Origin of the sequence: uncultured Chitinophaga sp., assembly GCF_902168175.1 — a bacterium.
Taxonomy (GTDB): domain Bacteria; phylum Bacteroidota; class Bacteroidia; order Chitinophagales; family Chitinophagaceae; genus Chitinophaga.
In genome coordinates, this window is sequence record NZ_CABHOU010000081.1 from 1 (window position 1) to 6,461 (window position 6,461).

A 6,461-nucleotide genomic window follows, 5' to 3' on the forward strand; every position below is an offset into this window, starting at 1 on the left:
GCGGCAACGTAATCGTAAATATAGTACCCTTTCCTTTTTCGGATTGCGCTGATATAGTGCCTTTGTGGTTACGAACGATCTTCCTGCAAAAAGCAAGGCCGGTCCCAAATCCATGTGGCGAGGGATCGCTGGAAAGTTGTGCGAAAATGTCGAATATCTTTTCGAGCTGCTGACGGTCAATACCGATGCCGTTGTCTGCTACCACAATTTCTACGTCCTTGTCGTTCGACCTTGCGTTTACGCGAATGACCGGTATTTCGTCTCCGCGTGTAAACTTAAGCGCGTTGCCGATCAGGTGGAAAAACAGTTGCTCCAGTTGTGCAGGGATAGCGTATATCGCAGGCAGTTCGCCGATTTGCACCCGTGCATTTTTCTCCTGGATGTTGCGGCGCAGCTGCAGGCATACATCGTCGAGTACCTGTTTAAGGTTCGTAGTGTCGAAAAACGTGGAGGCGTTATGTAAAGCTGTGAGGTCGGAGAGGTCTTGTATCATCATCGAAACACGCTGTGCACTGGTGCTTACACGTGTTGCCAGTTCCTTCGTCCGCTCTGCATCTTTATCGGCGGTAGCGGTCAGAAGCATACTGCTGAACACGCGTATTTTTCGTAACGGCTCCTGCAGGTTGTGGCTCGAAATATGACGGTACTGGCGGTTCTCGTCTTTCGAGTCGGCCAGTTCGCGGGTCATATCGTCCAGCGCCTGTATGCTGCGTTCCACGATTTCTTCCTGTTGGAGGTGAAAAGCGATGAGCTCTGCGAACATCTTGAACATACCAACGGTTTGGGTATTGTTCAATGTATTGGGCGAAGGATCAATGGCGCAGAGCGTACCAAAAAACTCCCCGTTCTTCAGTATGATCGGGATAGAGATGTAACTCTGGAACCCGTACATCCTGGGGGTATGGTGTTTGGAGAAATGGGAGTCGGAGGCTACGTGGTCGATAATTACCCCGTTACCGCTCTGGCGTATTTCGTTGCAGATGGTGGTCTCGATCTGTAATTCGCCACCCGGCTCGAGGCCGAACTGGATTTCATCGCGTACGCTGCAGGCTATCCATTTGTCCTGGGTAACGCGTGCCACGGCGGCAAAGCCCATACCGGTAGCCCGGCATATTATTTCCAGCATGTTGGGGATGATCTCTATCTTCTTTACCCGGTCAATGTCGGCGAGGAGTTGGTTATAAGTATCTATCATGTTGCTCACAAAGCCTTTTTCATCAAGTGCTACAGTTAAAGATAGCGAAATTTCTGATGAAGAGGCCGGCCGGGTCAACGCAGGGATAGGGCCGCCATTACAGCAGCCCTATGCAGGATACGGCCCTGGAGGCCGCTATTTGCAACCCTCCGCATGAAGATTATTCGCCCAGCCATTTCTTGAATTCGCTGGCTTTAAGGCGGCTTACGATAATGTCTTCGGGGATTTCGGGTTTCACCTTTACTTTCAGTTTACCGCTGAACCACGACTGTACCTGCAGGATATGCCGGTAGTTCACGATAAACTGGCGGTTAATACGGAAGAACGTGGTAGCGTCTGTGTCCTGCTCCACTTCGTCGAGGCTTTTGGTGATGAAGTGATCGGTGTTGTTGGTGGTGCGGATGCAGCAAAGACGGTTCTTAATGTAGAAGTAGGCAATTTCCTCTACGGGAACGGAATACAGTTTGCTTCCCGAGCGGGCGAGGAAGCGCTGGGCGGGGCCTTTGACGGGGCCTTCCTGTATGATCTCTATTTTCGGATTGATAGCAGATACAAGTGCTGCCAGTTTTTGTGCGGCAGCCATTTCATGGTCCTTAAAAAGTAGTTTCATATGTTGGCGGTGTTAATAGCATGGATGCTGCTCAAAAGTATTACAGCCGCCGTATTTGTAGTAAGCTTTCCTACAAAGTGCAGAATTGGGGGATGAAATGCATATTTAGCCTACGAAATGATTAATAGATGAGTTTTTTGAGTGGGTCGAGGTAGTTGCGGCCTACCGCTATTTCGATATTGCCGTTTAACACCACGAAGGTTTTGGAGATATCGCGGTATACCTCTTTGATCTGGTAGATGTTTACGATGAACGAACGGTGTACGCGTATGAACCGTTGCGGGTCGAGCCGTTTTTCCAGTGTGCCGATGCCTTGTGAACTGAGGAAGGAGCCGCCGGCAGTGTAAATCCGGGTATATTCCTTTTCGGCGTTTAGGTACAGGATCTGTTGTACGTCCAGGCTTTTGAGGCGGCCGGGCGTTTCAACGAAGATGCGGCCGGGATATGCTCCCTGTGGCAAAGGGGCACTGGCTGCGAGGTTGTAAAGGTCGTGCTGGTCGGTACGCTGCTTTATCCGCTCCACCGACTGGTCGAAACGCTGTCGGGTATAGGGTTTGAGCAGGTAGTCCACCGCATTTAACTCGAACGCCTTGATCGCAAAACGGTCGAATGCGGTAGTGAAAATGACCAGTGGTACGTGCGCTATTTCCTGCAATACCTGGAAGCCGTTAAGGCCGGGCATTTGTACATCCAGGAACACGAGGTCGGGGTGCCGGGCATTGATAGCGGCAACAGCCTCCAGTCCGTTCTCGCATTCGCCCAGTACGTCCATGCCGGTATGGCCGGCCAGGTACTGGCGGATAAGGCCACGGGAGGCCTCTTCATCATCTATAATAAGTACCGTTTTGTTTGCCATGGTATTGAACGGGAATGTAAAAGTAAAATCGAAGTCCGGTAGGCGCGTTGCGTTCGATATGTATCGTTTCATTGAATAACAGGTCGAGCCGCTGCATGGTGTTTCGCAGGCCCACGCCCGAAGAGGCCAGCAGTTCGTCGAGGTTGCCTGTATATCCTTTGCCGGTATCGCTTACGGTAATCTTAATACGGTTGCCTGTTTGCTCAAAATCAACCTGGATACTGCCACCCTCCACACAGGGAGCAATGCCATGGCGGATGGCGTTTTCAACCAAAGGTTGCAGCAGCATGGACGGTACGGCGATATTACCGTTCTCTTTTAAGGGAGATATGTCAAACCGCAGCCTTTTACCGAAACGCCTGTTCTCCAGTTCGAGTATGGTATGGATGAAAGCCGCTTCTTCGTGTAATGTTACCCATTCGTGCTGGGTTACGTACAAGGCATACCGGAAAGTATCGGCCAGCTTGGCTATCAGCTCACGCGTAGTTTCCTGCTCCGGAGGTACGCTGGCGCTGATAGAGTTGAGTGTATTAAACAGGAAGTGTGGCTGAATTTGCGCTTTTAAGGCGTTTATTTCGCTGTTGTAGGCCAGTGATGATAATTCTTTCTCCCGTTTCAGCTGCGCCTCTCTTTCTTTGAAAAAGTGGTAAATATGGAGGAAACTGAATATCTGGATGTAAAAGAGAAGATTGGGCCCGGCGTTGAGCAAAACCTGCATGGCCGTCATTACCGGTTTGCCGGTTAATGGATTGTACCAGGCGTAGAGTAAAGTCCAGCAACCGTAATACAGTACTGCCGTAAACAGGTGCAGCAAAAAGCGTTTCTTTAGCGGCCAGTGCGCAAACTTCCGGAAGTGCAGCCACCAGGCCGGAATGCAGGAAAGGGCCATGAAAAGGCAGTCGACCCCGGTTTCGGCAATGCTTTGAAAGGTGGCTTTGCCCGTAATGTACTGGGGCATGCCATACATAAAGCTCATGATCACGAACAGCGACAGGAATACGCTGGCTTCCTGCCATGAAATGCCCTTCCACAGCCTTTTGTGGCCGGGTGAAAGAGGGATGCTGCCATTACCGTTTGCGTTGCTCATGACTATTCGTTATGCCGGACTTAACTGCCGTGCCACATTTGCTATAAGGTGCAAATTAGGCGAATATGCCGGGTTTAAACAGGTGTTTTGTGTAAACAGGCACTTTAGCAGCTTTAAGCTGTTTTTTGGATGCGCGAGGTGTTGAGTGTTGCTACCTCCCATTTACTGGTTCTAACTTACCGCTTTTTTATTATTTTTATCCGGAATCAACCAAAACCGGATTGCCAAAGCGGAGGGCGAATGAGCGAGAAACTAGTTAATGAAAAGGAATTACTGGCTTGCGTGGGCCAGTCCGATGAACGGGCGTTCGAAAAGATCGTTCATCATTACTTCCCGCGTTTGCTACCTTTTACGACCAACATCACTAAAAACAGGGCCGTGGCCGAAGAGATCGTCCAGGAGGTGTTTCTTCGCCTCTGGCAGCATCGTCATGAGCACGAACGCATCTATCACCTGGGTTCCTGGCTTTTCACCATCGCATCTAACCTGTCGCTCACTTATCTTAAAAAGATGGCAGTAGAAGGGAAGTTGTTGAAAGTACTGCAAAACAGCCAGGAGAGCAACCGCTCCGAAACAGAAGAACGGCTTCAGTTCAAGGAAAGCGGCCTGCTGATCCATGAAGCGATCAACCGCCTGCCGCCACAGCAACAGCAGGTGTACCGTATGAGCCGTTACGAAGGACTATCTACCCCGGAAATTGCCGAACGCCTCCAGTTATCGCCCAATACGGTTAAGAACCACCTCGTACGGGCTTTACAGACCATCCGTAGTTTCATTCGTACCGCGGGTTTTACCATCCTTTTATAAGAAGAGAAAATATTTTTTCAGATCGACTGGTCCTAATGGCCGTGCCGTTAGTTATATAATTGTTGCAAACATCTATTCCACCATGTTAACAGAAAATAAGGAGAAAGTACAGTCTTTGCTGCAACGCTATTACGATGGCAGTTTGGACGGGCAGGAGGCAGCGGAACTGGCTGTATTTTTACAGGATAACCAGTACGATGGCCTGGCGCAGGAAACCCTGGCAGCGATTGCTGCCGGTGTACAACCTGTTGCTGGTGAGGAAGAGGCCATGCAACGCATGCTGCAACGTGTAAAAGATGTAAGCAACGGACCGGCGAAAGTACGCCCTATGTGGAAACGTATGGCAGTAGCCGCGGTTTTGGCGGGAGCAGTGGCGCTGGCATGGTACCAGTTTGCCGGTACTACAACGGGAAAACAAATGGCGCGCAGGCAATATCAGAATGATGTAATGCCAGGCGCCAACAGGGCTACGCTTACGTTGGCCGATGGTAGTGTGGTAGACCTGGAAAAGGCGCTTAACGGCCAGGTAGCACAGCAGGGTGGCAGTCACATTGTTAAGAACGGGGAAGATATCAGCTACTACGGCAGCGAAGCAGCAGGCGCAATACAATATAATACACTGGCTACACCGCGGGGCGGACAGTTTAAGCTCATGTTGCCCGACGGCACTGTAGTATGGCTCAATGCCGCCAGTAGTTTGCGTTATCCAACGGCCTTTGCGGGCAATACCCGCACGGTGGAGTTAAGCGGAGAGGCGTATTTTGAAGTAGCGAAAAATGCCGCTATGCCCTTCGTGGTAACGTTGGCAGATGCATCGCAGGTGGAGGTGTTGGGCACCAGCTTTAACGTAAGTGCTTATAACGATGAAAGTACACAGGCCACTACGCTGGTAGAAGGTGCGGTGCGGGTAAGGAGAGGTACAGTGGCGGAAGTACTGAAGCCAGGGCAGCAGGCATTGACGGTGCAGGGCGACTTATCTGTCAATAATAAAGCAGATGTAGCAGCAGTAACCGCCTGGAAAAACGGGCAGTTCCTGTTCAACGATACGGATATCGAAACGGTGATGAAACAACTGGCACGCTGGTACAATATAGAGGTGGTGTATGAAAACGGACCGGTAAAGGAGTATTTCAACGGAACTATTCCCCGCAACGCCCCCTTATCGCAGGTGCTGGAATTATTAGAACTAACCGAACTGGTACATTTTAAAATCGAAGGTAATAAAGTAACCGTTACGCCTCCCTGATGAACAGCTGCATCGGCAGCGTAACAGATAGCAGAATCTAAGTCGTGAGTAATATCCCTTTACGGATTGCAACCGTGAACAGGATGCAGAGAGGCATTGTATTAAACAAGCCTGCTCATACAGTAACTATTCCAGGAGACGATTTTTTTATCACCCAAAATCAAATGTATGCTTTCAAATGCTTGGTGCCAGCCGAAGCGCGGCACTGTATGCCTATCAACCAGGGCTTTGCGGCAGCTATTCAGGGTCGGCCTGTTATGTATGTTATTCATTAGCGCAGCATTATACGCGGGCGCACAAACTATTAATCTTGAAGTCAAAAACGAACCACTGTTAAAAGCGCTGAAGTCTGTAGAGAAACAAAGCGGCTACACCTTAATTTATGGAAAGAATCAACTGGACAATACCAAACCAGTAACGGTATCAATGCGTAATGCGTCACTTCAAAACGCGCTGAATATCCTTTTCCGTAACCAGCAGATCAGTTATTACCTCCGTGATCCTAAGTTTATTGTGGTGGTAAACAAGCCAGGTTTGTATACTAGCACCGGTACTACCTATACCAGTCCCGACAGGGATGTGATAAGAGGCACCGTAACAGGGGAAGATGGCACCCCTTTACCTGGCGTAACCATCCGTACCACCGGCGTTAGTGCCACC

The 6,461-nt window shown here is 49.9% G+C and carries 7 protein-coding genes; 3 read left to right on the forward strand and 4 right to left on the reverse strand.

The window, feature by feature from the left end:
- From QZT80_RS18800 to QZT80_RS18815, 4 genes are all read right to left on the reverse strand, one after another.
- Positions 1–1,195: ATP-binding protein (locus QZT80_RS18800; protein WP_295125602.1), on the reverse strand; the 1,195-nt coding region annotated here is incomplete at its 3' end.
- A 160-nt stretch (positions 1,196–1,355) separates the two neighbouring features.
- Entirely contained in the window at positions 1,356–1,805 is a 450-nt protein-coding gene (locus QZT80_RS18805; RefSeq protein ID WP_295125605.1) for a LytTR family DNA-binding domain-containing protein, read from the reverse strand.
- 121 nt (positions 1,806–1,926) lie between these two features.
- Positions 1,927–2,661 carry a LytTR family transcriptional regulator DNA-binding domain-containing protein gene (locus QZT80_RS18810; protein WP_295125608.1) on the reverse strand — a complete coding sequence of 245 codons (735 nt, stop codon included), beginning with the start codon at positions 2,659–2,661 and terminating at the stop codon, positions 1,927–1,929.
- Entirely contained in the window at positions 2,630–3,748 is a 1,119-nt protein-coding gene (locus QZT80_RS18815; RefSeq protein ID WP_295125611.1) for a sensor histidine kinase, read from the reverse strand. The genes QZT80_RS18810 and QZT80_RS18815 overlap by 32 nt, the downstream gene beginning before the upstream one ends.
- Before the next feature lie 240 nt (positions 3,749–3,988).
- Here QZT80_RS18815 and QZT80_RS18820 point away from each other — a divergent pair, with 240 nt between their 5' ends.
- The 3 genes from QZT80_RS18820 to QZT80_RS18830 form a co-directional block, all read left to right on the forward strand.
- Positions 3,989–4,555: an RNA polymerase sigma-70 factor gene (locus tag QZT80_RS18820; protein ID WP_295125614.1), complete on the forward strand. Its 567-nt coding sequence runs from the start codon at positions 3,989–3,991 to the stop codon at positions 4,553–4,555.
- 82 nt (positions 4,556–4,637) lie between these two features.
- Positions 4,638–5,801, forward strand: a complete 1,164-nt coding sequence (locus QZT80_RS18825; protein WP_295125617.1) for a FecR family protein — start codon at positions 4,638–4,640, stop codon at positions 5,799–5,801.
- Positions 5,802–6,062: 261 nt separating this feature from the next.
- Positions 6,063–6,461 (forward strand): STN and carboxypeptidase regulatory-like domain-containing protein (locus tag QZT80_RS18830; RefSeq protein ID WP_295125620.1); only part of this gene is annotated, 399 nt, incomplete at its 3' end.

Excerpts from the sequence above, each read along its gene's own strand:
- QZT80_RS18805 (WP_295125605.1), bottom strand. The coding sequence starts at position 1,805 with ATGAAACTACTTTTTAAGGACCATGAAATGGCTGCCGCACAAAAACTG.
- QZT80_RS18810 (WP_295125608.1), bottom strand. The coding sequence starts at position 2,661 with ATGGCAAACAAAACGGTACTTATTATAGATGATGAAGAGGCCTCCCGT.
- QZT80_RS18815 (WP_295125611.1), bottom strand. The coding sequence starts at position 3,748 with ATGAGCAACGCAAACGGTAATGGCAGCATCCCTCTTTCACCCGGCCAC.
- QZT80_RS18820 (WP_295125614.1), top strand. The coding sequence starts at position 3,989 with ATGAGCGAGAAACTAGTTAATGAAAAGGAATTACTGGCTTGCGTGGGC.
- QZT80_RS18825 (WP_295125617.1), top strand. The coding sequence starts at position 4,638 with ATGTTAACAGAAAATAAGGAGAAAGTACAGTCTTTGCTGCAACGCTAT.